The sequence below is a fragment of the Octadecabacter dasysiphoniae genome, assembly GCF_021532615.1.
GTDB lineage: Bacteria > Pseudomonadota > Alphaproteobacteria > Rhodobacterales > Rhodobacteraceae > Octadecabacter > Octadecabacter dasysiphoniae.
On the sequence record NZ_JAKGAQ010000001.1, the window covers coordinates 119,172 to 145,058 of the forward strand.

21 protein-coding genes are annotated in these 25,887 nt (G+C 56.6%); 11 read left to right on the plus strand and 10 right to left on the minus strand.

From position 1 onward, the window contains the following. Position 1 precedes the first annotated feature (1 nt). From glgA to L0664_RS00520, 4 genes are read left to right on the plus strand one after another with little or no spacing between them, the layout of a single operon-like run. On the plus strand, positions 2–1,435 hold the full coding sequence (gene glgA, locus L0664_RS00505; protein WP_235223664.1) for a glycogen synthase GlgA: 1,434 nt from the start codon (positions 2–4) through the stop codon (positions 1,433–1,435). A gap of 7 nt (positions 1,436–1,442) precedes the next feature. After that, positions 1,443–3,530, plus strand: coding sequence for a glycogen debranching protein GlgX (gene glgX / locus L0664_RS00510; protein WP_235223665.1), 2,088 nt, complete (start codon positions 1,443–1,445; stop codon positions 3,528–3,530). Next, the gene (gene malQ / locus L0664_RS00515; protein ID WP_235223666.1) at positions 3,527–5,503 is read left to right on the plus strand and encodes a 4-alpha-glucanotransferase; all 1,977 of its coding nucleotides are present in this window, start codon (positions 3,527–3,529) and stop codon (positions 5,501–5,503) included. Before glgX ends, malQ begins: the two co-directional genes overlap by 4 nt. Beyond that, on the plus strand, positions 5,500–7,131 hold the full coding sequence (locus tag L0664_RS00520; protein WP_235223667.1) for an alpha-D-glucose phosphate-specific phosphoglucomutase: 1,632 nt from the start codon (positions 5,500–5,502) through the stop codon (positions 7,129–7,131). Before malQ ends, L0664_RS00520 begins: the two co-directional genes overlap by 4 nt. A 6-nt stretch (positions 7,132–7,137) precedes the next feature. Here L0664_RS00520 and L0664_RS00525 read toward each other — a convergent pair whose 3' ends face one another. Beyond that, positions 7,138–9,216, minus strand: coding sequence for a DEAD/DEAH box helicase (locus L0664_RS00525; protein WP_235223668.1), 2,079 nt, complete (start codon positions 9,214–9,216; stop codon positions 7,138–7,140). A 472-nt stretch (positions 9,217–9,688) separates the two neighbouring features. On the opposite strand from L0664_RS00525, the gene L0664_RS00530 reads away from it, so the two are divergent. From L0664_RS00530 to L0664_RS00540, 3 genes are all read left to right on the plus strand, one after another. Further along, positions 9,689–10,693, plus strand: coding sequence for a taurine ABC transporter substrate-binding protein (locus L0664_RS00530; protein WP_235224874.1), 1,005 nt, complete (start codon positions 9,689–9,691; stop codon positions 10,691–10,693). 115 nt (positions 10,694–10,808) lie between these two features. Next, entirely contained in the window at positions 10,809–11,615 is an 807-nt protein-coding gene (locus L0664_RS00535; protein ID WP_235223669.1) for an ATP-binding cassette domain-containing protein, read from the plus strand. A 1-nt stretch (position 11,616) separates the two neighbouring features. Continuing rightward, entirely contained in the window at positions 11,617–13,146 is a 1,530-nt protein-coding gene (locus tag L0664_RS00540) for an ABC transporter permease (protein WP_235223670.1), read from the plus strand. 75 nt (positions 13,147–13,221) lie between these two features. Here L0664_RS00540 and L0664_RS00545 read toward each other — a convergent pair whose 3' ends face one another. The 7 genes from L0664_RS00545 to L0664_RS00575 all read right to left on the minus strand — a co-directional run bounded on the left by L0664_RS00545 (position 13,222) and on the right by L0664_RS00575 (position 20,066). Next, on the minus strand, positions 13,222–14,214 hold the full coding sequence (locus L0664_RS00545; protein ID WP_235223671.1) for an ABC transporter substrate-binding protein: 993 nt from the start codon (positions 14,212–14,214) through the stop codon (positions 13,222–13,224). Positions 14,215–14,260: 46 nt separating this feature from the next. Continuing rightward, a complete protein-coding gene (locus L0664_RS00550) occupies positions 14,261–15,100 on the minus strand; it encodes an ABC transporter permease (protein WP_235223672.1) in 840 nt (279 codons plus the stop codon). Further along, positions 15,100–16,032, minus strand: coding sequence for an ABC transporter permease (locus L0664_RS00555; RefSeq protein ID WP_235223673.1), 933 nt, complete (start codon positions 16,030–16,032; stop codon positions 15,100–15,102). Before L0664_RS00555 ends, L0664_RS00550 begins: the two co-directional genes overlap by 1 nt. After that, positions 16,025–16,807, minus strand: a complete 783-nt coding sequence (locus L0664_RS00560; protein ID WP_235223674.1) for an ABC transporter ATP-binding protein — start codon at positions 16,805–16,807, stop codon at positions 16,025–16,027. The genes L0664_RS00555 and L0664_RS00560 overlap by 8 nt, the downstream gene beginning before the upstream one ends. Further along, positions 16,804–17,148: a hypothetical protein gene (locus tag L0664_RS00565; RefSeq protein ID WP_235223675.1), complete on the minus strand. Its 345-nt coding sequence runs from the start codon at positions 17,146–17,148 to the stop codon at positions 16,804–16,806. The genes L0664_RS00560 and L0664_RS00565 overlap by 4 nt, the downstream gene beginning before the upstream one ends. Further along, positions 17,148–18,602 (minus strand): dihydropyrimidinase, encoded by a 1,455-nt coding sequence (hydA, locus tag L0664_RS00570; protein ID WP_235223676.1) that lies wholly within the window; start codon positions 18,600–18,602, stop codon positions 17,148–17,150. Before hydA ends, L0664_RS00565 begins: the two co-directional genes overlap by 1 nt. 213 nt (positions 18,603–18,815) lie before the next feature. Next, positions 18,816–20,066 (minus strand): Zn-dependent hydrolase, encoded by a 1,251-nt coding sequence (locus L0664_RS00575; RefSeq protein ID WP_235223677.1) that lies wholly within the window; start codon positions 20,064–20,066, stop codon positions 18,816–18,818. Positions 20,067–20,238: 172 nt separating this feature from the next. On the opposite strand from L0664_RS00575, the gene L0664_RS00580 reads away from it, so the two are divergent. Continuing rightward, positions 20,239–20,841 (plus strand): TetR family transcriptional regulator C-terminal domain-containing protein, encoded by a 603-nt coding sequence (locus tag L0664_RS00580; protein WP_235223678.1) that lies wholly within the window; start codon positions 20,239–20,241, stop codon positions 20,839–20,841. Positions 20,842–20,892: 51 nt separating this feature from the next. Here the strand turns inward: L0664_RS00580 and preA are convergent, their stop codons facing one another. Both preA and L0664_RS00590 read right to left on the minus strand, forming a co-directional pair. Continuing rightward, positions 20,893–22,197: an NAD-dependent dihydropyrimidine dehydrogenase subunit PreA gene (gene preA, locus L0664_RS00585; RefSeq protein ID WP_235223679.1), complete on the minus strand. Its 1,305-nt coding sequence runs from the start codon at positions 22,195–22,197 to the stop codon at positions 20,893–20,895. After that, entirely contained in the window at positions 22,198–23,532 is a 1,335-nt protein-coding gene (locus L0664_RS00590; protein WP_235223680.1) for an NAD(P)-dependent oxidoreductase, read from the minus strand. A 176-nt stretch (positions 23,533–23,708) separates the two neighbouring features. On the opposite strand from L0664_RS00590, the gene L0664_RS00595 reads away from it, so the two are divergent. Genes L0664_RS00595 through L0664_RS00605 form a run of 3 tightly spaced genes read left to right on the plus strand, consistent with a single transcriptional unit; the run spans position 23,709 to position 25,749 of the window. After that, a complete protein-coding gene (locus L0664_RS00595; RefSeq protein ID WP_235223681.1) occupies positions 23,709–23,993 on the plus strand; it encodes a DUF1330 domain-containing protein in 285 nt (94 codons plus the stop codon). 5 nt (positions 23,994–23,998) lie between these two features. Beyond that, entirely contained in the window at positions 23,999–25,093 is a 1,095-nt protein-coding gene (gene mtnA / locus L0664_RS00600; RefSeq protein WP_235223682.1) for an S-methyl-5-thioribose-1-phosphate isomerase, read from the plus strand. A 2-nt stretch (positions 25,094–25,095) separates the two neighbouring features. Beyond that, a complete protein-coding gene (locus L0664_RS00605) occupies positions 25,096–25,749 on the plus strand; it encodes a class II aldolase/adducin family protein (protein ID WP_235223683.1) in 654 nt (217 codons plus the stop codon). Positions 25,750–25,887 lie beyond the last annotated feature (138 nt).

Below are 25,887 nucleotides of genomic sequence, written 5' to 3' on the forward strand. Positions count from 1 at the left end.
CATGAACCTGCTTTTCGTCGCGTCCGAATGTGCGCCTTTCGTCAAAACGGGCGGGCTTGCCGATGTTATCGGTGCCGTCCCAAAGGCGCTTGGCGATATGGGCGTGACGACGCGGGTTCTTATTCCGGCTTATCCGGCGATCCAGGGGCTGGCCGCGTCGGGAAAACAGGTTATCGCGTTTGATGATCTGTTCGGCGGTCCGGCGCAGGTTTTGGCCGTTAAGGCCGAGGGCCTTGATCTGCTTTTGCTAGACGCGCCGCATTTGTTTGATCGTGAAGGGTCAATTTACCTCGGCCCCGATGGGCAAGACTGGCCGGACAATGATGTGCGGTATGCGGCGCTGTCCTATGTCGGTGCGCAGATCGGCCTTGGCGCGATCAAAAACTGGACGCCAGACGTTATCAACGCGCATGATTGGCAGGCGGGCCTCATCCCTGTGTACCTACGCCAAAGCGGTCAGCCAACCCCACCGGTCGTCACCACGATCCACAACATTGCGTTCCAAGGCAACTTCGCGCCATCGCGGCTTAATGTGCTGCGGCTGGATTCCGAACATTACACACCCGATGGCATCGAATATTTCGGCAAAATCAGCTATCTTAAGGCCGCACTTGTGATGTCTGACAAGATCACAACGGTCAGCCCGACGTATGCCGCCGAACTTCTTACGCCCGATTTTGGGATGGGTTTGGATGGTTTGTTGCGCGCCCGTGCCGGTGATTTGCATGGTATCTTGAACGGAATTGATCTGGACGTTTGGAACCCTGAAACCGATCCGACGCTGGTTGCCAATTACACGGCCCGCAGTTTCAAAGGCAAAGCCGCGAACCGGGCCGAGCTTGAAAAACGGTTCAACCTGACGGGCGATGGCCCGCTGTTTTGTGTGGTCAGCCGCATGACATCCCAAAAGGGGCTGGATCTGTTGCTGGAATGTCTGCCATCGATGGTCGCGCAAGGCGGGCGCCTGGCGCTTCTCGGATCAGGTGATCCGCATCTCGAAAAAGAATTCATTGCAGCATCCAACCGTCACGCCGGATCGGTCGGAACGATCATCGGGTATGACGAAGACCTGTCGCATTTGATGCAGGCGGGCAGCGATGCAATTTTGATCCCATCGCGGTTCGAACCCTGTGGGCTGACCCAATTGTACGGGTTGCGCTATGGCACGTTGCCGGTCGTCGCGCGCACCGGCGGGCTGGCCGACACGGTGATCGATGCAAATGAGGCCGCGATGTTGGCGGATGTTGCGACTGGTTTCCAGTTCGCCCCGATCAACGCCACAATGCTGGGCCACGCCATCACCCGCACCATCCATGCTTATGCACAGCCAAAAACATGGGCGTCCATGATGCGCCGTGCCATGCGCCACCCTGTTGGCTGGGATCTTTCGGCAGCTAAATATCTGGACGTCTACAGCCTCGCGCAGGAGCGTTAATTCCCCCATGTCCCATCCCGATCTTTCCGCCGGAACCCCGCACCGGATGGGCGCCCATCATGACGGGCGCGGCGTCAACTTCGCCGTCTTTTCGGAAAACGCCACCCTGATTGAGGTGTGCCTGTTTTCCGATGATGGCACGCAAGAAACGGCGCGCATTGCACTGCCCGAACGCACGGGTTCAATCTGGCATGGTTATATTGCGGGCCTGCCCGTGGGCACGCTTTATGGGTTGCGTGCCCATGGCCCCTACGCGCCCGAACAAGGGCATCGTTTCAATTCGCATAAACTTCTCCTTGATCCTTACACGCGCGAAATGTTTGGTGATTGGGTCAACTCTGCGGTGACGCTTGGGTACGTGGATGGATCGCCGAAAAACGATCTGTCGTTTGATACGCGCGACAGTGCGGCGTTCGTGCCGAAATCGGTGGTGTCTAACCCTGCAATGTTCAGCGGTATGGCGTCTGGCGAACACACAAAATCTGACCTTGATCTGATCTACGAAGCCCACCCAAAAGGTGCAACGATGGCACTGGATGGCGTTCCGGAAACCCTGCGTGGCACGTACGAGGGGCTCGCGTCTGATGTTATGATCGACCACTTGCACAACATCGGGGTGCAGGCGATTGAACTGTTGCCGGTGCATAGTTTTGTTGATGATAAATTCTTGGTCGAACGCGGTTTGCGAAATTACTGGGGTTACAATTCCATCGGGTTCTTCGCCCCCGAACCGCGCTATTTTGGGCCAGGCGGCTTGCGCGGGTTTCGCGATATGGTGGATCGGTTCCACACCGCAGGAATCGAGGTCATCCTCGATGTTGTTTACAACCATACAGCCGAAGGCGATCAGCGCGGTCCAACGCTGAGCTTTCGAGGGCTCGACAATGCGTCCTACTACCGCCTCACGGCAGGGCAATCACGCTACTACGTCAATGATACAGGGTGCGGAAACACCTTGAATGTTGCCCATCCGGCCGTGTTGCGCATGGTCATGGACAGCCTGCGGTTCTGGGTTGAGGACATGGGCGTTGACGGGTTCCGGTTTGATTTGGCCACAACGATGGGGCGCGAAGATCATGGGTTTGATCCCAAAGGTGGGTTCTTTGATGCCCTGCGCCAAGATCCGGTCTTGTCCAAGGTCCGCATGATCGCTGAACCTTGGGACATCGGTCCGGGGGGCTATCGTCTGGGCGGGTTCCCACCTGAATTCTCGGAATGGAATGACAGCTACCGCGACACCGTGCGGCGCTACTGGCGCGGCGATGCACACAGCGCCCAAGAACTTGGTGCGCGCCTTTTGGGATCAGCGGATAAATTTGAACACAGCGGGCGGCGCAGCGACGCTTCGGTGAATTTCATTGCGTCCCATGACGGGTTCACCCTTGCCGACACGACCCGGTTTTCAAAGCGCCACAATGAGGCCAACACAGAAAACAACCGCGACGGGCATCATTCAAATTACAGCGATAATTGTGGCGTCGAAGGTTACACCGACGATCCAACAATCAATGCCATACGGTCAAAACGACAACGCAACATGTTGGCGACATTGTTTTTGTCGCAAGGCACTCCGATGCTTTTGGCGGGGGATGAATTTGCCAATTCGCAGCAAGGTAACAACAATGCCTATTGCCAAGACAACGATATTGGTTGGCTTAACTGGGATCATGCCGACCAAGATCTGACCGCTTTTGTGGCGCGGCTGTCTGCGTTTCGTAAAACCCACGTCAGCGTGCGCCAGCAACGGTTCCTGCATGGTGGCGCGCGGCCGGATGATGGCCTGCCGGATGTGGAATGGACTGATTTCAATGGCGAGCCCCTCGGATGGCGTGATCCGGGGCTTGCGAACCTGTGTTTGACCCTGCGCTGTTCTGCCGATGCGCCTGAATATGATCCATGTGACGACGCGGTTTTCATCGTCTTCAATCGCGACGTCGAGGTTGCTGATGTGGTTGTCCCCAAAGCGCCCTCAGGTCATCGTTGGGTCCGTGAAATTGATACGGATCGGCCATCGGGCGATTTTTCTGGCGCGTTCGTAACCATCGCCGGTGAATCTGTTGTCGCGTTTGGTCTTCAACGGGAAGATGGCGAATGAGTGTTAACCACGACCTTTCGGCCCTTGCCGATCTTTGCGGAATCCTCCCTAGTTTTTATGGGTTGAATGGCGGTGAAAGGGTCACTTCGCCAGAAACCCAACGCGCGCTTTTGGCGGCCAACGGGATTGATGTTTCAAATGATGATGCCATTCGCGCGTCGCTACACGCGCTGCGTCATGAGGTTGACGACCGTTGGTTCCCCCAAGAAGTCATCGTCGAAAGCGGTGTCGAAACGCCGCAAGAATTCGGACTGGGCGCAGAGTGGGATATTCGCCTTGATGGCAGCGATGAAATCATCGTGTCCGGCGAGCCACGCGATTACATCACGATCCCACCGCTGGCATCGGGCATCTACACGCTGACCGCCAGCGCGTCGGGCCGCACGGAGATTATCACTGTCTTGGCCGCCCCGCGCCGCCTGCCAGACATCGCGACACTGACAGGGCGGGACACGCTATGGGGCACGACCATCGCGCTTTATGGGGTACGATCTGGCCGGAATACCGGGCTAGGTGATTTTGAAGACCTCGCCCAACTGGGAGAAGTTTTTGCCAAACAAGGCGCCGGGTTCATCGGCGTAAATCCACTCCATACGATGGGCTACTGCGACCGCGCGGCAATAAGCCCCTATTCCCCGTCCCACCGCGGGTTTTTGAACACGACCTACATCGCGCTTGATCATGTGCCGGGTTTGGACGTGGCGCCAGACCTAACCGAATTTGCGCAAACATGCAGCGCCGATACAGTCCAATATCAAGCCCACAAAGATGCACATAGCACCGCGCTTGAAACGCTGTTCAAAACCTTCAAGACGTCGGGTGACAACGCTGCAAAATCTGCATTCGCGAAATTCAGAACAGACGGTGGCCCCGATCTTGCCAACTTTGCCAAATTCGAAGCCCTGAGCGAGCTGCACGGCACCGATTGGCGCGCGTGGCCCGATAAGCCGACGAGCCCGAAGAAAACGCGCATCGAATTTCACATGTGGCTGCAATGGGTCGCCGCGACACAATTGGCGCAGGCGCAAGGCCGCGCCAAGGCGGCCGATATGTCTCTCGGTCTTTACCTTGATCTTGCTGTCGGATCGCGGCGTGATGGCGCCGAAAGCTGGTGTGAACAAGATGCGGTTGCGACGGGGGTGTCCATCGGCGCCCCGCCTGATCACCTTAGTCCCGAAGGCCAAAATTGGGATCTTGCCGCCTTTGCGCCGCGCAAACTCACGGCCCTTCGCTATGCGCCCCTGCGCCGTATCCTGGCGCAAACCATGCGTCATGCGGGCATCATCAGGATCGATCATGTTCTTGGTCTGAACCGCAGCTTCTGGATTCCGGATGATGGCAGCGCAGGCGCTTATATTCGCCAGCCTTTCGAAAGCCTCTTGGCCGTTATCAAGATCGAAGCAGAGCGACATTCATGCGCCGTGATTGGTGAAGACCTCGGCCTTGTGCCGGATGGTTTTCGCGACATGATGCGCGATCACGGGTTTTACGGCTATTCCGTGCTGCAATATGAAAAAGACGATCACGGTGCGTTTCGCGACCCACAGCACCTGCCATCCCAAGTGCTGTCATGTTTCGCCACGCACGACACGCCGACTGTCAAAGGGTACGAGATCGGGCGCGACATCGATTGGTGGGAAAAACTGTCTTGGGTTGATGAACACGCCGCGCAGCGCATGCACGACGATCGCAAGGGCGAAGTCGCGTCCCTCAGCGATGGGGCAGATTTCAGATCAGACATCCACAATCGCCTTGCGTCGTCTTCGGCCGATCTTGTGGCCGTCCAGCTTGACGATATCTTGGGTGAGGTCGAGGCGCAGAACTTACCTGGTACGATTGACCAGCATCCGAATTGGCGGCGTAAATATGATGTGACGCTTGAAAACCTTGGCGGGGACGCCCGTTTGATCGCAACATCGCAAATGATGAATGCTGCCGGGCGCGGCGCAACACCCCGAAAGGTAGACACATGACCCTCAAGATCATTCCGACGACCCCGATTGATGGCCAGATGCCTGGCACGTCCGGCCTGCGTAAAAAGACGCGTGTTTTCATGACGCCCGGGTATCTTGAAAATTTCATTCAAGCGACGTTTGACGCCATTGGCGGTGGGCAGGGGAAGCGGTTTGTTGTCGGCGGTGACGGGCGCTACTTTAACAAACAAGCCATCCAGACAATTCTGAAGATGGCTGCTGGAAATGGCGCAAGCGAAGTGATCGTCGGCCAAAATGGCATCCTGTCGACCCCGGCAGCATCGCACCTTATCCGCCTTAACAAGACTGACGGCGGGTTTATCCTATCCGCAAGCCACAATCCCGGCGGGATCGACGAAGATTTCGGGGTGAAGTTCAACGCCGAAAACGGTGGCCCCGCGCCGGAAAACCTGACCGCGAAGATGTTTGAGGCGACGAAATCCATAACCGAATATAGAACGGTTGATGCACAAGACATTGACCTCGCCAGTATTGGCACCGCGCATTTGGGCGACATGAAAGTGCAGATCGTCGATCCCGTGACAGATTACGAAGGGCTGATGGAAACGCTGTTCGATTTCAACGCCATTCGCGCATTGTTTCAGGGCGGATTTACGATGCAGTTTGACGCCATGCATGCGGTGACAGGCCCCTACGCGACCGCGATTATCGAAGGCACCTTGGGTGCGGCGAAAGGCACTGTCGTCAACGGCACCCCGCTTGAAGATTTCGGCAATGGCCACCCGGACCCTAACCCGATTTGGGCAAAATCCCTCATGGATTTGATGATGTCGGATCATGCGCCTGATATCGGGGCGGCCTCTGACGGTGATGGGGATCGCAACATGATTGTCGGGCGCGGGGCCTATGTCACACCGTCTGACAGCCTTGCTATTCTGGCCGCAAATGCCCACCTCGCGCCTGCGTATTCCGGCGGTTTGGCCGGCATCGCGCGGTCTATGCCAACAAGTGCAGCAAGCGACCGGGTGGCAGAAAAGCTCGGCATCGGGTCGTATGAAACGCCGACCGGCTGGAAGTTTTTCGGGAATTTGCTCGACGCCGGAAAGGTCACGATTTGCGGCGAAGAAAGCGCGGGAACAGGGTCTGACCACGTTCGCGAAAAAGACGGGCTTTGGGCGGTTCTGCTGTGGCTGAACATTCTGGCGGTGCGCAAGCAATCTGTTGCGGATGTTGTGCAGGATCATTGGCAGACTTACGGGCGTGATTACTATTCCCGTTTCGATTACGAAGACGTGCCGACAGAACAGGCGGATGCCCTGATGGGTGGTTTGCGCGCCAAGTTGTCCGAATTGGCGGGGCAATCCCACGGCGCATTGACCGTCGCGTCGGCGGATGAGTTTTCATACCATGACCCGGTTGATGGATCAGTCAGCAAAAACCAAGGCGTTCGGATTGCATTTGAGGGCGGTGCCCGTGCTGTGTTCCGCCTGTCAGGTACGGGGACACAAGGCGCGACCTTGCGGCTTTATCTTGAACAATTCTCCGGTCTAGGTGGTGATGTGACGCAAGACACCCAAGACGCGCTGGCCCAAGTGCGTGATGCGGCACAGGCGATCTGCGCGATGCAAGACACCATCGGGCGCACAACGCCCGATGTGATCACCTAGACCCGATTAGCCCTTGCGCTTGGGCGGGGTATTTCCGCCAGCTTTCGAAGCCGCTTTGACGGCGGCCTGACGCGCACGGTTTTTCTTACTGGATGGCTTACCTGCTGGCGATGTTCCGGCGGGTGGCTTGCTTTTCGGTTTTCCTCTTGGCGGGCCGTCCATGCGTTTGCTGGCAGGATGGCCATCACCGGATTTTCGGTGCTTCTTTGGTGTGCTGACCGCACCATCGTGATCTTTGGCTGGACCACCTTTGGGCTTGCCGCCAAATGAAGGTTTCGCCCCACCTTTTGGCTTCTTGCGGCGCTCTTCTGGTGCGTCGTTCCAATCCACGGGTGCTGTTGTTCCCTTGGATTTTGGTTTGGCGTCTGTGGGTGCCGTACGGGGTTTGCCCCAGCTTTTGCCTTCGGGTTTGGACGCGGGCGCATCCGCATCATCACGTGGTTTGTCCCATTTTTTTGGTTCGCGCTTGCCGCCGGGTTTGCCACCGTGGCTTTCGCGGCGTGGCTGTGGGTCCAGTTTGGGTTTTCCGTTCAGACGCATCAGAATTGCGCCGTCTTCCATGGTCATCGCTGATCCAACGGCCTTTAGAAAACCGTCAACCGCAGTATCGCGGATTTCGAACATGGATTCCTTTGGCTGGATACGGATCGCACCAATGTCGTCCTTGGTGATGTTGCCCATTTTGCACAGCATCGGCAGCAGGCGGCGCGGGTCAGCGCCCGTTGCGCGCCCCCCTGCCAGCGAAAACCACACGCTGGCCCCAAACGCCGCACGCGGGGCAGGGGCTGCACCAACATCGGCCAAATCCTCTGGCGCTGTGTTACGTTCGCGGTACAGACGCAGGTAAGACGCGGCGATTTGTTCGGCGGTGAAAGCCTTGGTCAGTTTTTCAACTGTTTCACGTTCACCGTCGGCGACGGGTTCAAGCCAGGATGGATTTCCCAACATGCGTTCTTCGTCTTTGGCTAAGACTTCGTCAGCACCCGGCGCATCCGCCCAGGTTGCCGTAAGTTTGGCCCACCCCAACAGGCGTTCTGCTTTGCGGCGGGACGCTGGCGGCACGATCATTGCGGACACACCTTTGCGCCCCGCGCGGCCCGTGCGGCCAGACCGGTGCAACAAGGTGTCTTGGTTCGTTGGCAATTCTGCGTGGATCACAAGTTCAAGGTTCGGAAGGTCAATCCCGCGCGCAGCCACATCTGTCGCCACACAAACCCGGGCACGGCCATCGCGCATTGCCTGCAGGGCGTGGGTGCGTTCGGACTGGGACAGTTCACCAGACAGCGCCACAACCGATAATCCGCGGTTTGACAAGCGGGTCGTCAGGCGGTTCACAGTGGCGCGGGTGTTACAAAATACGATGGCATTCGGCGCTTCGTAGTAGCGTAGCACGTTCATGATCGCATTTTCACCATCGCGGGCAGACACCCGCAAGGCACGGTATTCAATGTCGGCGTGCTGTGACGTCGCGCTGACAGTCTCAATCCGCATTGCGTCTTTTTGGTAGGACTTCGCGAGCTTGGCGATGGATGCAGGCACCGTCGCTGAAAACAACAAAGTCTGACGGTCTTCTGGCGCGCTATCGAGGATGAATTCAAGATCTTCGCGAAACCCGAGGTCGAGCATTTCGTCGGCTTCGTCCAACACGACAGCCTTCAGGCTATCCATGTCGATGGATTTGCGCATGACGTGGTCACGCAATCGGCCTGGTGTGGCGACAACGATATGGCTGCCACGTTCCAACGCGCGGCGTTCATCGCGCATATCCATACCGCCTACCGTGGACACAACAACCGCACCTGCGGCTTTATACAGCCAATCGAGTTCGCGTTTCACCTGCATTGCCAATTCGCGGGTCGGTGCGATCACCAACGCAAGCGGCGCATCAGCGCGATCAAACCGGTCACCGTCGCCCAAAATCTGCGGCGCAATCGCGAGGCCGAAGCCAATCGTTTTTCCTGATCCTGTTTGCGCGGACACCAAAAGGTCGCGGCCCTCAACCTCAGGGTTCAAACATGCCTCTTGAACGGCCGTCAGTGTGTCATATCCCTTTGCGCTGAGCGCATCTGCCAGAGTCTTTTTCACGGGCCGTTCCTTACAGGTTTGCAAAGGCCATTGTGGGCCTAAAGCGCGCTGCTAACCCTTTGCGGGCGTGATGTATAGGGCTGCGGCGTTGCGGGTAGCGGCGTTGCATTCCCAGTATGTGCCCCAAGGGCCCGCCAATACCATACGCGACGTGTTTTGGTTTTCTGAAAAGGCGTTCAATCAGACCGACTGAGCAGGAGATTATGGGGTGATTTGCAGATTTATTCTTCTTTCGGACCAAAAAGACGGCTGAATGCCCGATTTTGCCCCTTAGGGTTGATCATCTTTTTGGATTCAATCAAGACGTATAGCCAAGTTAGCTGTTGCCATAGGGCCAGTCCCGAGAAATGATTTGACGTCGCGTCCTATCGCTACCTAGGCTAACGACGCGAAAAGCAAGGTTTCAACTGCTGAAACTCAATAAAGTTGTTCGACTTCGTTTCGGGCAACATACCACTAACAGGGGATCATGATGATCAAAAAAACAACAGGCGCCATTGTACTTGGCGCAGTCGCTGCACTTTCCGGCTCAACTGCTGCCATGGCTGACGGCCATGCCATCACAGTCGGTTACTTCCTCGAGTGGCCAATGCCATTCCAGTTCGCAAAAGTGAACGGCACCTACGAAGAAGCGCTCGGCATGGAAATCAACTGGGTGTCCTTCGACACCGGTACTGCGATGTCCGCTGCAATGGCATCCGGCGATGTTCAATTGTCCGTATCTCAGGGCGTTCCACCTTTCGTAGTCGCAACATCCGCTGGTCAGGACCTTCAGATGCTCGACGTTGCTGTGTCTTACGCTGACAACGACAACTGCGTTGTACGCTCCGACCTCGAAATCACTGCAGAATCCGCAGCTGACTTGGCCGGTTCGCGCGTTGCGGTTCCACTCGGCACAGCGGCCCACTATGGCTTCTTGCGCCAGATGGACCACTTCGGCGTAGACGTTGCGTCTTTGGAAGTTGTCGACATGTCACCACCGGATTCCGCTGCTGCGATCGCACAGGGTTCCATCGACATGATGTGTGGCTGGGGCGGTTCGCTGCGTCGCGCACTCGAGCACGGCAACACATTGCTGTCCGGTGACGAGAAGACAGAACTCGGCATCCTGGTATTCGACGTAACATCAGCACCAACAGCTTGGGTTGCTGAGAACGAAGAAACAGTCGCAAAGTTTCTCGCTGTCACAGCAGAAGCAAACGCACAGTGGAACGCTGGCGACATGATGGACGAAATGCTGCCAATCATCGCGCAAGATGCGGGTATGGACGTCGAGGCAACTGCCCAGACTTTGGCAACATTCGTGTTCCCATCTGTTGATGAGCAGCTTGGCGATGCATGGCTCGGTGCTGCGGCGCCGTCCTTCTTGTCCGGTGTTGCAGACGTCTTCGTTGAAGCAGGCTCCATCGATGGCGCACTGGATTCCTATGAGGGTGCAATCAACACAGGTCCATTGGCATCCGCCAACGACATGTAAGACCTAAACGGCAGGGGCCCGGTGCGCGTGCGTACCGGGCCCCTGTTTTCTATCACGACAGTGTGGGTAGCCACCCCACCAAATAAAATCGCGCGACACGCGCCAGGGAGCCCCCATGACAGGACTATCCATCGAAAATTTATCGATGCGCTTTGAATTACCCAATGGTGGGCACGTTCAAGCGCTTGAGGGAGTTTCCCTTGATCTGAAGGCGGGTGAGCTTCTTAGCGTGCTTGGCCCATCTGGCTGTGGCAAAACAACCTTGTTGAATATCGTCGCAGGTTTCTTGGCCCAAACCGATGGCAAATTGGTCCTGAACGGTCACGAAATCAACGGACCCGATGCAGAACGCGGCATGGTGTTTCAGGCCGGTGCATTGTTTGAATGGATGTCTGTGCGCGACAACGTCAGCTTTGGCCCTCGCATGGCCGGTAAAAAAAAAGCCGACTACATGGGCAACGTCGATCACCTTTTGGAAATCGTCGGCCTGCAAGATTTCAAAGAAAAGATGGTCTATGAACTGTCCGGCGGGATGCAGCAGCGTGTGGCCTTGGCCCGCTGCCTTGCCAATGACCCGGACGTTATTTTGATGGACGAACCGCTGGGCGCGCTGGATGCGTTGACCCGTGAAAAGATGCAAAGCCTTGTGCTGAAGCTGTGGAAAGAGACGGGCAAGACGATCATCCTGATCACCCACTCCGTCGAAGAGGCGCTGCTGTTGGGCGAACGCCTGATCGTAATGGCCCCGCGTCCCGGCCGTATCCACAAAGAATACCGCCTTCCGTTTGCGGATATGGGCGTTGGTGCGGATTTGCGTGAAGTCAAAAAGCACCCAGACTACGCCCCCACCCGTGAGGAAATCCTGAACATGATCTGGGATATGGAAGAAGAGATTATGGGCACCGCAGGGGAGGACGAATAGCATGGCCGATACAGTAAACCTCGTCTGTACCCGCGAGCGCCTCGGCGAAGTCGTAACCGAGCTGCGCGCAGGAAATGTTCCTGACGGTCAGATCGTTGGGGACACCTTCGCGCTGCCCGCAGGGTGTGAAATCGCAAGCGGCTGGGACACCTTCAGCTATCAGTTCGGCACCTTGGGCGCAGAACTGTGGAGCGAAACCAAGACGGTCATGGCCAGTGCGGCCAGCGCCCTGCCTTCGATTGCGTTTTATGTGATCGTTATTCTGGCGTGCATGTTCATCTATCGCGCGATCAAATCGATGCTGACCCCGACGCGCGATTACACGTCCCTTAAGACTGTGACGTTTGGCGATGAAAGCGCCGTGCGGTCTGATTTCCCCGCATCAGTCCTGTCGATCATTTTGATCTTTGTGATCTGGGGCAGCTTTACCGGATCGGCTCTTTTACCGGGCTTCTTGCATTTACCAGCCCCCTATACGGGCGAAGAAAGCTTCACCTATACCGTCGAAGATGACGCCGGAAACCGTGACGACGCAGAAATTTTCGTGCGTGTCGTTGGGGCAGGTGTCGCCGAATCCGAGATGGTTTTCGATGAAGGTGACGGGATCGCCAAAAACGATGGTGTCGAAATCGGTGTCTATCGCAGCGAAAACGTATTGTGGGACAGCAACGATGACGTCAGCCGCCGCGAGAACGGTGCGCGCGTTGTGGCGATCAACGGTCAAGAATTCGACTTTGCGTTTGGCACAGACGACGCAGGCCCCGCGCCCTCGTTCGATCTGGATTTTGCCCAAGTTACAATTACTGACCGCGGATCCATCAATGTGGTGCCGGATCAAGGGATGCAGATGCAGCCGCTTTATTTGCCGGCCCCCGAAGTCGTTTGGAACCGCTTTATCGAGATCGCCAAGTACGGCTATCAGAACGTCTATCTGACCGTGCACCTCGGGTTTTCGTTGTTCCGCGTGATCGTCGGTTTCATGTTGGGTGCGGCCATCGGTATTCCGCTTGGCTATGCCATGGGCCTGTCCAACTGGTTCCGTGGCTGGTTTGATCCGATCGTGGAATTCATGCGCCCCGTGCCGCCACTTGCCCTGATCCCGCTTGTGATCATCTGGTTTGGTATCGGCGAAGTTGGCAAAATCTTCCTGCTGTTCCTTGCGGCATTGTGGATCATGGCCATTGCGGCGCGGTCTGGTGTGTCCGGCGTGCGCATCACAAAGGTCCACGCGGCCTATTCACTGGGTGCATCGCGCTGGCAAATCCTGCGCTACGTCATCATCCCGAACTCCCTGCCGGAAATCTTCACCGGTGCGCGGGTCGCGATGGGGGTTTGCTGGGGCACGGTTGTCGCGGCTGAACTGGTCGCTGCCGAAGAAGGTATCGGTAAGATGATCACCACAGCGTCCAAGTTCCAGAACACTGATATCATCCTTCTGGGCGTGATTATCATTGGCCTTGTGGGCTTTGGCATCGACATGCTGATGCGCTGGGCCGAACGGTCCTTGGTGCCTTGGAAAGGCAAAGGCTAAGGCCTGCGTTACCAAACAAACAAAAAGGGCCGGAGCATCACCGCTCCGGCCCTTTTTCATTTCTAATGGCGTGGTTTAGTTCAGCGCTTCGTCGGTTATAACCGTCGTGTAGGCGCCTTCAGGTGCCATTGAGATCACGGGATCAGACCCACCTGCCAGCAACGTGTCGACGGTGCGCTGATAGGCATCAATGTCCAATGCACCTGTGCCACCTGCTGTCAGCTTGGCGATTTCACCCATCATGCGGGCCTGTGCGGCTTCAGACTGCGCGCCGGTCTCATCGTTTTCCATGATGATCGCCGCTGCTTCGTCCACGTTCTCTTCTGCGTAGCGCCAGCCGCGCATGGAGGCGCGCACAAAGCGGACCATTTTATCCACGAACACCGGATCTTCGAGGTTTTCTTCAAGCGCGTAAATGCCGTCTTCCAACGTCGCAACGCCCTGATCTTCGTATTTGAACGTGATCAGTTCGTCGGGATCGACACCTGCATCAATCACCTGACCGTACTCGTTGTAGGTCATTGTGGAAATGCAGTCAGCTTCGCGGTTCAGCAGTGGATCGACATTGAAACCCTGCTTAAGAACCGTGACGCCATCGTCGCCTCCGTCCGTTCCGATACCAACCTGGGACATCCAGCTCAGGAAGGGGTATTCATTGCCAAAGAACCAAACACCGATGGTTTTGCCGCGGAAATCCTCGACTGTTTCGATGCCTGTGTCTTTCCAGCACGTCAGCATCAGCCCCGAGCTTGTGAACGGCTGCGCGATGTTCACAACCGGAAGGCCTTTTTCACGGGCTGCAAGCGCAGATGGCATCCAGTTCAGCATGATGTCCGCGCCACCGCCTGCAAGAACCTGTGGCGGGGCAATGTCGGGACCACCGGGAAGAATAGTGACCTCTAGGCCTTCTTCCTCATAGAACCCTTTGTCCAATGCTACGTAATAGCCAGCGAACTGTGCTTGTGTGACCCATTGCAGCTGCAACGTTACATCATTGGCATGGCCATCCGCATATGCTGTGCCGCCCATTCCGGCGGCGATTGCCGCTGCTGTCATTATCGTCTTCATGTTGACCTCCTAAGTCAGTTTCAATTCTGCTTCGGTGTGCCGAAGTCTATCGTTGTGACGGGTGCCAGAATGTCACCCGTTTTTCCAAAAATGCCATGGCCCCATAAAACGCGGACCCCGCGAGGGCGGCGACCACAATTTCAGCCCAGACCATATCAAGCGCAAGTTGGCCGACCGATGTAGAAATGCGAAACCCCATCCCGACGGTCGGAGAGCCGAAAAATTCAGCAACAATGGCGCCAATCAAGGCGAGCGTTGTCGCGATCTTTAAGCCGTTAAAGATAAACGGCAGCGCGGCGGGCAGGCGCAATTTGAACAATGTCGGCCAGTAACCTGCGCCATAGGTGCGCATCAAATCGCGCTGCATGGCTGACGTGTCTTTCAGTCCTGCAACGGTGTTCACAAGGATCGGGAAGAACACCATAACGCCAACGACCGCGGCCTTTGATTGCCAATCACTGCCCAGCCATTTCACGAAAATCGGGGCCGTTCCGACAATGGGAAGGGCGGCCATAAATGCGCCTACAGGCAAAATGCCTTTAGTTAAGAACGGGCTGCGGTCCGCGAGGATGGCGATGGCAAACGCGGCGATCATGCCCACAACATAGCCCGTCATCGCGCCTTTCAGGATTGTCTGTTCGAAGTCCGCCCAAAGGATCGGGATTTCCGTGACAAATCGCGCGGCGATCATGGACGGGGGGGGAAGAATAATGGGACTTACGCCCAACATGGTCACCAGAACTTCCCACATGGCAATGATCGTCACACCAAACAGTGCGGGTATCAGCAAGCTGACCAACCGCGTGTCAGATACGGGGCTGTTGGCGAGGCGGGCGTTGATGAACCACCCTAATGCCCAAATCAGGCCAGCATAGACAAAGGCCATCACGCTGCCCCCCCCATGCCCATCCGCCGCAGGGCGCGGCGTTCAATCATACTGAGGATGCCCACCAAAAGCGCGGCAGTGATCGCCGCGCCAAACAGGGCAGCCCAAGTGACCATAGGTTGCCCGTACTGATCGCCCACGAGCATCCGCGCCCCAAATCCGGCCCGCGCCCCAGTGGGAAGTTCGCCGACAATCGCCCCCACCAATGCCGCAGAAATTCCGATTTTCAAGGATGCGAAAAGGTAGGGCATCGAAGCAGGCAGTCGCAATTTCCAGAACCCTTGAGGGCGGTTCGCGTTGTACGTGCGCAGCAGGTCAAGTTGCATGGCGTCTGGCGACCGCAGCCCCTTCACCATACCAACAACGACGGGAAAAAACGACAAATAGGCAGAGATCACTGATTTGGGCAGCAATCCCTGGATGCCGATAGACCCCAGCATGACGATAATCATGGGGGCAAGCGCGAGGATCGGAATGGTCTGCGATGTGATGGCCCAAGGCATCACCGATTTGTCCATCGTGCGATTGTAAACGATCCCCACCGCGAGCAGCACGCCCAGCGTCGTGCCGATGACAAAGCCGAGCAACGTCGCAGAAAGGGTCACCCACGCGTGATAGACCAAAGACCGCCGCGATGTCGGGGCCTTGGTGAAGATCGTGTCATACATCTCGGCGGCGACTTGATGGGGTGACGGAAGGCGCGGGCGATCCAGTGTATAGGTCATCGCAATCACGGCGGGGTTTTTTGCGGCTAAGGTGATACCGGATAGGTCTTGTCGATCACGTGGCGCTACTGGAGTGACAACAATATCGCCCCGTGCCGCCATATCCGCCGCCAGATGCGCATTCATCGGAATCACCGCCAGCGTCCAGAACGCGAGGATAAATCCGACGACCGTTGCGGCTGGTATGATCCCTCTGAGGCTAGTCATCTACATGCCCCGCACGCAGTCCGTCACGAACGCGATGCGCGATTTCTATGAATTCCGCACTGTCGCGAATGTCGAGCGGACGGTCCTTTGTCAGGGGGCTTTCAATGACATCAGAAATCCGCCCCGGCCGCGGTGACATCACGACGATCTTGGTGGACAAATAGACGGCCTCGGGGATGGAGTGGGTCACGAACCCGATGGTTTTTTCCGTTCTCGCCCATAGCTTCAACAGCTGTTCATTAAGGTGATCGCGCACGATTTCATCCAAGGCACCGAACGGTTCATCCATCAGCAAGATGTCTGCATCAAACGCCAGCGCGCGCGCAATTGATGCGCGTTGCTGCATGCCGCCGGACAATTGCCACGGGAATTTCCGCTCGAACCCGTTGAGGTCAACAAGTTCCAAAACCCGATCAACACGCTGCGCCTGCTCCGCCTTTGAAAACCCCATAATTTCCAGCGGCAGGCGAATGTTACCACCAATCGTGCGCCACGGATAAAGCCCCGCCGCTTGAAAAACATAGCCATACGCCCGCGCGCGCCGGGCCTCATCCGGCGTCATGCCGTTGACCGTAATTTCACCCGCTGTTGGTGTTTCCAGCCCTGCAATGCAGCGCAAGAACGTCGTCTTGCCGCAGCCGGACGGCCCGATGAACGAAACGAAATCACCCTTGTTGATTTCAAGGCTGACATCTTTGAGCGCATGAACGGGCCCATCGTTTGTCTGAAACGTCAGATCGAGGTTTCGTGCCGTAATTACAGGATCAGTTGTCATTCACACAGTCGCAATTCGGTTATAAGTTCGGGGCTTTCAACAGGCCAAATCGTGAACACGTCGCCGCCTACAGGCGTCATGCCATAGACCTGTTCCCATGTGTCGCCTTCGCCGCTACAGGACGCGGTGATCAAAGATCGCAGGTTCAAATCACCGTCGATCTGCACGATCTCGCAACGGCTCTCCCATCGTTCGATCTGGTTGGGCCACAGGACGAAAAGGTTGTCCGACGACTCCTCTCGGCCCGCCACGCGATCACATCCTGCGGCGTTGCCCAAGGCCTGCGCGCCCGCAACCAATGGCAATATCGTTAGGGCCACGGCAGCAATTATTTGTCGCATTAAACCCCCGACGCCGGAATGCCGGATCGCTGTACAGGGCGCGGCGCGGTCAATTCTTTCCATGACGACAGTGCCCTGTTGGTCACGCCATTGCCCTCTCGTTTCACGAACTTCCCGTGGCCTTCCTGCGTGCGGATTTCACCGTCATGCACAGCGACGTTGCCGCGTGTGAGCGTAAAGCGCGGCAGACCTTTGACCTGCTGGCCTTCGAACACATTGTAATCAATCGCAGATTGCTGCGCACCTGCCGTGATTGTCTTTGCCTTTTCCGGATCCCAAACGACGATGTCCGCATCCGCGCCGACCAGAACAGCGCCTTTCTTGGGGTAACAATTCAGGATTTTAGCGATGTTGGTCGACGTGACCGCAACAAATTCATTCATCGTCAAACGGCCCGTGGCAACGCCGTGGGTCCACAGCATCGGCATGCGATCCTCTAGCCCGCCGGTGCCGTTTGGAATCTTGGTAAAGTCATCGATGCCAGTGCGTTTTTGTTCCGTTGTGAACGCGCAGTGGTCAGTTGCCACAACCGACAAGCTGCCGCTTTGCAAACCTGCCCAAAGGCTGTCTTGATGTTGTTTGTTGCGGAAAGGCGGTGACATCACGCGGCGTGCGGCGTGGTCCCAATCTTTGTTGAAATACTCGCTCTCGTCCAATGTCAGATGCTGGATCAACGGTTCTCCCCAGACGCGCTTGCCTTGCTGGCGGGCACGGCGGATCGCCTCGTGGGATTCTTCGCAGGATGTGTGAACGACATACAATGGAACGCCCGCCATGTCGGCGATCATGATGGCGCGGTTGGTGGCCTCCCCCTCGACCTGGGGAGGGCGCGAATAGGCGTGTGCCTCGGGGCCGGTGTTGCCCTCGGCCAGCAGTTTGGCGGACAATTCGGCTACCACATCACCGTTTTCGGCATGCACCATGGCAATGCCACCCAGTTCGGACAAACGGTTAAACGACGCATAAAGCTCATCGTCATTAACCATCAGCGCGCCCTTATAGGCGAGGAAGTGTTTGAACGTGTTGATGCCGCGATCCTTGATCACGGATTCCATTTCATCAAAAACCTGTTCGCCCCACCATGTTACGGCCATGTGGAACGAATAATCGCAGTTCGCGCGGGTCGATTTGTTGTCCCACATCTGCAGCGCGTCATGCAGGCCTTGACCGGGCGACGGCAGTGCAAAATCAACCACCATCGTCGTGCCACCAGCCAAAGCTGCCCGCGTGCCGGATTCAAAATCGTCAGACGAATACGTCCCCATGAACGGCATTTCCAAATGCGTATGCGGATCGATCCCGCCGGGCATGACATAACAGCCCGTCGCATCCAGTTCCTCATCGCCCTTAAGGTTCGGCCCGATCTGTGTGATCACCCCATCCTCAATCAACACGTCCGCCTTGTAGGTCAGGTCTGCGGTGACGATGGTGCCGTTCTTTATGACTTTGGTCATGGCTAGGTCCCTCTATTCATTCAGATTATTCAAGTCGACATGCCCCACATGACAAAAAGGACAATGTAGAACACCGTAACAAGAGCAACCCCACCCACGAAAAGCCAAACGAAAACACTGAACGCTTTTTCAAGGCCGCTTGCCTTTCTTCGTTCATCAGGTGGCGGGGCAGGATCTGTCATTTTGATCGATCTTTTTGGGGCATTGATCCCATCAACTTACAATCTCCGCCGTTTCCAGAACCGCGTGCATTAACACGTCCGTGCCCGCGGTCGCCCATTCGGGTGAAATCTCTTCTGCTTCGTGGTGGGACAATCCATCCACACAGGGGCACATGACCATTGCGGTCGGGTATAGATCGTTGATCCAACACGCGTCGTGGCCCGCGCCGGAAATGATATCCATATGGGAATAGCCCAGCCGTTCGGCGGCGGCACGCACAGCCCCAACGCAGTCTTCGTTGAATGCGGGCGGGTCGAATTGGCCGACGATTTCACAACTGAATTCAACGCCGATGTCTTCGCAAAGCTTTGGCGCGCGGCTCTGAAATTCTGCGACCATCGCGTTGAGCTTGTCCAGCAGGTGCGTACGCATATCGACCGTGAACACCACCTTACCCGGGATCACATTGCGCGAATTGGGGTAAACATCGATATGTCCAATCGCGCCAACGGCATTGGGTTGATTGGCCATCGCAATTTCATGCACCAATTCCGTCACCAATGCCAAACCGCGCCCTGCGTTTTTGCGCATGTGCATGGGTGTTGATCCCGTATGGCTTTCCTTGCCCGTCACCGTGCATTCGATCCAACGCAATCCTTGGCCGTGGGTCACAACGCCAATGTCTCGGCCTTCCGCCTCCAGGATTGGCCCTTGTTCGATGTGCAATTCAAAGAACGCGTGCATTTTGCGGTTTCCGACCTTTTCAGGGCCTTTCCAGCCGATCCGCTCAAGCTCATCACCGAATTTCTTGCCGTTGGCATCCGTGCGATCCCGTGCCCAGTCTAGGTCATGTTTGCCCGCGAACACACCAGAGGCCAGCATCGCAGGGGCAAATCGCGTGCCTTCTTCGTTGGTCCAGTTTGTCACAACAATCGGGTGTTTTGTCTTGATGTCGAGGTCATTCATTGTGCGGATAATTTCAAGCCCGCCAAGAACGCCCAAAACCCCATCATATTTGCCACCGGTGGGCTGCGTATCGAGGTGCGATCCAACGTAGACGGGCAGGGCATCAGGGTCAGCCCCTTCGCGCCGCGCGAACATATTGCCGATCTCGTCCACACCCATGGTGCAGCCCGCTTCGTCACACCATTTCTGGAACAGATAACGGCCTTCGCTGTCTTCATCCGTCAGTGTCTGGCGATTGTTGCCACCCGCAATACCAGGGCCGATCTTGGCCATCTCCATCAGGCTATCCCAAAGACGGGTGCCATTGATGCGTAGGTTCTCTCCGAATGCTGGCATTGCGATCCCCCGATGGCTGCTGGCAATAATTTGACCAACTGGTCAAAGGCAGGCTAACAGAGGGCTATGACCAGTCAAGGATTTTGCTTAACCTTTGGGCACCGTGCAACTAAACATTGCAATAACTTCGGGCGATGTGCCTAAACCCTGTTCAAAAGGCAAAGTCATCCGAATGGCCAAGTCAGATACCCGCATCCAAAAGAAAAACCAGGCGGCCATTATGGACGCAGGGCTCGCCGTGTTTTCCCAGTTCGGATTTAGGGGATCGACCTTGGATCAGGTGGCGGATGCTGCTGGGCTGTCCAAGCCGAACTTGCTTTATTATTTCCGCTCAAAAGATGCGATCTACACAGCGCTTCTGGCCAAGCTTCTGGAAAACTGGCTGGAGCCTCTGCGTGAATTACGCGCTGACGGTGACCCTGTCGAAGAACTCCTCGGGTATGCCAAACGCAAGCTTGATATGTCCCAGCATTACCCACGCGAAAGCCGGTTGTTTGCCAATGAAATCATACAAGGCGCACCACGTATCGGCGACGTCTTGCGGGGTGAGTTGCGCGAATTGGTGGATGAGATTTCAGACGTCATCAATGGATGGGCCGCTGACGGGCGCATTAAGCCCGTTGATCCGCGCCACCTGATCTTTTCGATCTGGGCGCTCACCCAACACTACGCCGACTTCGACGTGCAGGTGCGTGCAATTCTTGGCGATGTTGATCCGTTCGATGGCGCTGGCGCGCATCTAGAGGCCATGTTGCGCGGCCTTCTGACACCCTAAAAAATGGGCCGATACGAAATATGTACCGGCCCAGTCTCAGGGAAGAAAACGTTACTCGGCCGCTGTTGCGGACGGGTTATTGGGGTGCGTCGTCCAGTTGGCATATTCCTTTTGAACGACCTTGCCAGTGCGCGGGTCCGTGGCGCCTGGTTCAAGCGCGACCATCGTGATGCAATCTTCGACAGGGCAGACATCAACGCAAAGGTTACAGGCGACGCATTCTTCGTCGATGACGGTGAATGTGCGGTCATCCGACATTGCAATCGCTTGGTGTGATGTGTCTTCGCAGGCCGCGTAACACCGCCCACACGCGATACAATCGTCCTGATTGATAACCGCTTTGGCGACGTAATTCAGGTTCAGGTATTGCCAGTCGGTGGTGTTCGGAATGGCCTTGCCCATGAAATCCTGAATGCTGGTGTGGCCCTTTTCGTCCATCCATTGCGACAAGCCGGAAATCATTTCCTGCACAATCTTGAAGCCATAGGTCATCGCCGCCGTGCAGACCTGCACATTGCCGCACCCAAGCGTGATGTATTCCGCAGCATCGCGCCACGTGGTGACGCCACCAATGCCGGAAATCGGCAAACCGCGCGTCTCCTCTGCCCGCGCAATCTCGGACACCATGCTCATTGCAATTGGTTTGACCGCTGGGCCGCAATAGCCGCCATGCGTGCCTTTGCCATCGATGCTTGGTTCGGGCGACATCGTGTCGAGGTTTACAGATGTGATGGAATTGATCGTGTTGATCAACGATACCGCATCCGCCCCGCCACGTTTCGCCGCAGCCGCAGGTTTGCGCACATCTGTGATGTTCGGCGTTAGCTTCACGATTACAGGCTTGCTGTAGTACTGCTTGCACCAGCGCGTCACCATTTCGATGTATTCTGGAACCTGCCCAACAGCTGCGCCCATACCGCGTTCAGACATGCCGTGCGGGCAGCCAAAGTTTAGTTCAATCCCGTCGGCGCCGGTGTCTTCGACAAGCGGCAGAATGTCTTTCCACGCCTGTTCTTCGCAGGGCACCATAAGGGACACGATGATCGCGCGGTCCGGGTAGTCCGCCTTCACGCGTTTGATTTCTTCGAGGTTGGTGTAAAGGTCACGATCAGTGATCAATTCGATATTGTTGATCCCTAAAACGCGGCGGTCCGCGCCATAGATCACGCCGTAGCGCGGGCCGTTTACGTTGACGACGGGCGGGCCTTCGGACCCCAGCGTTTTCCAGACCACACCGCCCCATCCGGCCTCGAACGCGCGGCGCACGTTGTATTCTTTGTCCGTTGGGGGGGCTGATGCGAGCCAGAACGGGTTGGGGGATTTGATACCTAAAAAATCTGTTGTCAGGTCGGCCATCTAAACATCCCCCGTTAGTGTCTTGTGAATATCCATGGCCGCGTCTCGGCCCTCTGCCACGGCTGTGACGGTCAAATCATCGCCGCCAGACGCGCAATCACCACCGGCCCAAACACCTTTGCGGCTGGTCTGGCCCGCACCCGTCACCGCAATTTTGCGCCCGTTGAGTTTTAGCCCCGCGTCAGTCGTCAAGGTTTGCCCGATTGCACGGAACACCTGATCGGCAGGCAGGCGGATTGCCTCACCTGTACCAGTAAGCGCACCATCCTTCGTCGCCGTATATTCCAGCTCAATCTCGGTCGCGGCGCCATTGCCGTGGATCGCCTTTGGCTGCACATTGAACATCAGCTTCACACCATGCGAAGCGGCTAAATCCTGTTCATAACGGCTCGCGCTCATGGCGTCGCGCCCGCGCCGGTAGGCAATCGTGACATTGTCCGCGCCCAGCAATTTGGATTGCACGGCGGCATCTACTGCGGTCATCCCGCCGCCGATCACCACCACGTTCCGCCCCACAGGAAGGGCTGCCAGATCAGACGCTTGGCGCAGTGTTTCGATGAAGGCGACCGCATCTTCTACGCCATCCTTGTCATCGCCATCCACCGATAATGCATTTACGCCCCCAAGGCCAACGGCCAAGAACACTGCGGAAAAACAACCGACAAGATCGTCGATCTTCAACTTCGCCCCCAACGCCATGTCGTTCTTGATTTCGATGCCGCCAATAGAACACAGCCATTCAACCTCGCGCGCGGCGAAGTCGTCTGTCGATTTGTACGCTGCGATCCCGTATTCGTTCAGGCCACCTGCCTTGGGCTGCGCGTCATATACCGTCACTTCATGGCCAAGCAGGGCCAAACGGTGCGCACATGCAAGGCCCGCGGGGCCAGCGCCTATCACGGCCACTTTGTTACCCGTCGCCTGCGCGCGCGTGTAGGGCATCACGTCTTTGGCCATCACAGTATCCGTCGCAAAGCGCTGCAAACGCCCGATTTCAACAGGTTTACCTTCGGCCATTTCACGCACGCAAGCCTGTTCACACAGATCTTCGGTGGGGCAAACGCGGGCACACATGCCGCCCAGAATGTTCATGTCGAAAATCGTTTTCGCGGCGGCATCCGGCGTGCCAGTTGCGATCTGGCGGATAAACAGCGGGATGTCGATGTCCGTGGGACAGGCTGTGATACAGGGCGCATCATGGCAGAAGTAACACCTGTCCGCTGCCACCGCTGCCTCGTGGGCGTTTAGGGGCGCGTGCAGGTCCGTGAAGTTCTCGGCCAGTTCATCCGAATTCAGCCGTGCGGGGGCAATTCCTAGGGTATGGGGCGTGTTCATGGTGGCTCCGCTAGCAACAATCACCATTACCTTGGCACAAATTATTTTTTTATCAAACGGTAAAATAATTGAATCTGGGGGATGGTCTGTAAATGCACATCTATCGATGGACTGCGCGGCGGCTTTGCCTAAGATGCAATCAGTACGCGAACAATTTATCAAGCCGGAGGTCCAGAATGCCCGCCTATGCCATCGTTCAAGTCGACGTCAAAGATGCTGACGAATATGCGAAATATGCCGTTCTTGCAGGGCCGGCGGTGGCCAAATACGGCGGTGAATTCCTTGCTCGTGGGGGGGCGGTTGTGGTCAAGGAAGGCACCACGCGCGACCGGTGTGTCATCATCCGGTTCCTCGATATGCAGACCGCTGAAAAATTCTATCACGGTCCAGAATATCAGGAAGCGTTGGCCTTTGCGCTGCCTGTTTCGGATCGTGACTACAAATTCGTCGAAGGGATTTAAGGGCAATGAAAGTCAACGGCACACCCTATCGGTCCCTGTGGTGGGACGCTGAAAAAGACGCGTTGCAAATCATCGATCAACGCTGGCTGCCACATGATTTTCGAACCCAATCGGTTGAGACATTACAGGATTTTGCGGATGCAATTGTGCAGATGCGTGTGCGCGGCGCGCCCTTGATCGGCGCAACTGCGGCCTACGGAATGGCGCTTGCGATGCGGCTTGATCCGACTGACGCCCACATGAAAACCGTGTGGGATTTCTTGCACAATACCCGCCCGACAGCGATCAATTTGCGCTGGGCGTTGAATCGATGCCAAGCGGCCTTGCTGCCCGTGCCAGAGGCTGACAGGGCCAGCGCAGCCTTGGCGCTTGCCCATGAAATTGCCGACGAAGACGTTGAAATAAATCGCCAAATTGGGCTGAACGGGCTCCAATTGATCCAAGATATCGCCGCCAAAAAGCCAGACGGTGAACCCGTCAGATTGCTGACCCATTGCAACGCTGGCTGGATTGCAACGGTTGATTGGGGCACGGCGACGTCACCGATGTATCACGCCCACGACGCCGGCATTGCGCTGCACGTATGGGTCGATGAAACGCGCCCGCGCAATCAAGGCGCGCTGACATCCTGGGAACTTGGATCGCACGGGATCGCGCACACCTATATCACCGACAACGCGGGCGGGCATCTGATGCAGCATGGACAGGTTGATTTGGTGATCACGGGCACCGACCGCACAACGCGGCGCGGCGATGTGTGCAACAAGATAGGCACATATTTGAAAGCGCTCGCTGCCCATGACAACGGCGTGCCATTCTACGTGGCCCTCCCGTCGCCAACGATTGATTGGACGGTGTCGGACGGTATCGCTGAAATCCCGATTGAGGACCGCGGTTCACGCGAAATCACCCATATAATGGGGCGCAACGACATGGGCGAAATATCCGAAGTCCAGGTCACGCCAGATGGTACAACCGGCGGCAATCCCGCCTTTGATGTCACGCCCAATCGCCTTGTGACGGGCCTTATTACGGAACGTGGTATCTGCGATGCATCCGAAGATGCCCTAACCGCACTCTTTCCGGACTTGTGCGGATGAACATGGCCAAAGACAGCACCGCGACGCGGCAATCGATCATCGATGGCTGCCTTTGGATGCAGTCTGTCGGGCTGAACCAAGGGACATCGGGCAACATCGCTGTGCGGATTGAGGGTGGTATGTTGATCACACCGTCCGCTGTTCCGTATCGCGATATGACGCCGGACATGATTGTGACATTGGCGCTGGATGCCCCGCCCGCGTCTGGCCAAAACCCTTCGACGGAATGGCAATTTCATCAGGCCGTGCTGAAATCTCGCCCAGATGTTGGCGCTGTCGTGCACGCGCACCCCGCCCATGCGACTGCCGTTTCGATCCAGCGTCGCGCAATTCCTGCGGTTCATTACATGGTGGCCGCCTTTGGTGGTTCAGATGTCCTTTGTACCGACTACGCCTTGTTTGGCAGTGCCGCCCTGTCGCAGATGGTCGCGGACGCAATGATGGATCGCGATGGATGTCTTATGGCAAATCACGGCGCCCTCACCGCGGGCGACAGCCTTGATCGGGCGTTGTGGCGGATGCAAGAACTCGAATCTCTTGCCCGTGTCATGCTGTTGGCCGAGGCCAGCGGAACGCCCGTCATGCTGTCTGATGCGGACATTCAGGACACTTTGGCGTCATTTGCGGGCTACGGTCTGCGTGCGTCCGAAAAGTGATGTATATAAAGAAGTGAAGTTTCGGGCGTTTCGGCGCACTGGGTCCGAATTATCTACGTTTTTTGTCGGTTTCGCTTGAGAACGGGCTAAAATTCTCCCAAATAGGTCTGAATATTTAAGACCCTAAGATCAGGAGTT